Origin of the sequence: Streptomyces sp. SID3343 (assembly GCF_009865215.1) — a bacterium.
Taxonomy (GTDB): Bacteria; Actinomycetota; Actinomycetes; order Streptomycetales; family Streptomycetaceae; genus Embleya.
This window is the reverse complement of sequence record NZ_WWJX01000628.1, coordinates 1-1,588: the sequence shown is the minus strand read 5'-3', so window position 1 is coordinate 1,588 and position 1,588 is coordinate 1. Positions and strand designations below refer to the sequence as shown.

1 protein-coding gene is annotated in these 1,588 nt (G+C 70.1%); it reads right to left on the bottom strand.

The features are described from left to right. Positions 1-630: 630 nt before the first annotated feature. A complete protein-coding gene (locus GT354_RS19475; RefSeq protein ID WP_161357575.1) occupies positions 631-1,440 on the bottom strand; it encodes a sulfite exporter TauE/SafE family protein in 810 nt (269 codons plus the stop codon). Positions 1,441-1,588: the final 148 nt, after the last annotated feature.

Below are 1,588 nucleotides of genomic sequence, written 5' to 3'. Positions count from 1 at the left end.
TCGGCGTACACGACGCGTTCCACGCGGGCGGCGGCGGCGCCGAACCCGGCTACGGGGTGCCACCTTTGCGGATCACCCAGGGCGGCGTCCAAGGCGGCGCCGACCAAGAGACCTACGGCGGTCGAGGACATCGCTTCTCCAGGTCGCGGCATCAGCGGGTCCCCATCGTTTCATCCCGGACCTGCCCACCCGATTCCGGGCCTCGCTCACGGCCGCGTGGCCCGGAATACCGTTCGACCACGTGTCCGGCCCGATGGGCGCGAGGATGCTCGGCATACAGAGAAGGATGCTCACCGCCCGCCTCGTCCGGCAGACGCACTCGGCTCGTTCCTCCACGGACTGCCGACCTTCGACCACGCCTTCACGGCCGGCGGCCTTCACGTCACCGACGACTCCACGGGTGTCACCCGCGTGCTCGACCTTCCCGAACCGGCCGTACGACGTGTGCGCCGACAGCGCTGGCAGCGGTGATCGCCGGAGTCGACGAGGGCGCGCCCGCCATCGCCGCGAGGCCCGAACAGCCCGCCCCGACGCGCGAGATCCGCAGCCTCCGAGCGGAACGGCACGGGTGGTGCGGGTGGGAACGAACCCCGCCCCCACCCACGCACGGGGACGGCGACAGGCGAGGGATCACAGCAACAGGCGGACCACGGCGATCGAACCGACCACCACGATGATCGCGCGCAATGCCGTCGGCGGAAGTTTGCGGCCGACCTTCGCGCCGATCTGGCCGCCGATCACCGAGCCGACGGCGATCAACAGGACCACCCACCACGCGACGTCGGCCACGATCATGAACAGGATCGCGGCGACCCCGTTGACGATCGCGGCGAGCACGTTCTTGACCGCGTTCATCCGTTGCAGGTCCTCGGCGATGAACACCCCGAACAGCGCGAGCAGCAACACGCCTTGGGCCGCGCCGAAGTATCCGCCGTAGATACCGGTGGCCAGCACCGCGCCCCACAGGACCGCGCCCCCGTGCCGGGGTGTACGCGCTTGCTCGGCCGACCCGTCCCCCGCTGCGGAATCCGCGGAATCCGCCGTCGCGCCCGCGCGCCGTGCCGCGATCCGCTTGGCCAGCCGCGGTTGCAGCACCACCAGCACCAGCGCGAGCACGATCAGTCCGGGCACGATGGCCTTGAAGGCGCCGTCGGGCAGCGTCAGGAGCAGGATCGCGCCGATGATGCCGCCGATCAGCGACGCGAGGCCCAGTCGCAGCAATCGGGGTTTCTGCCCGGCGAGTTCGCGCCGGTACCCGATCGCCCCGCTGATCGACCCCGGCACGAGCCCGATCGTGTTGGAGACGTTGGCGGTGACCGGCGAGTAGCCGAACGCGAGCAGGACGGGGAACGTGATCAAGGTCCCGGATCCGACCACGGTGTTGATCCCGCCGGCCGCTATCCCCGCGCCGAATACCGCCAAGGACTCCCACCAGGTCATGCCCACACCCGCTTCGCCGCGATGATCTCGAAGTTGCGGGACGGATCAGGCACGCACCGTGCCCACAACGCCAAGATCATCGCAGCAGTACCGCAGCGGCTCAGCGTTGCGGTCGGTAGCCGCGTTCGATGTGCGGCGGCTCCACGTT

Bases quoted from the DNA above. Each gene is read 5' to 3' on its own strand.
- GT354_RS19475 (WP_161357575.1), bottom strand. From the start codon at position 1,440: ATGACCTGGTGGGAGTCCTTGGCGGTATTCGGCGCGGGGATAGCGGCC.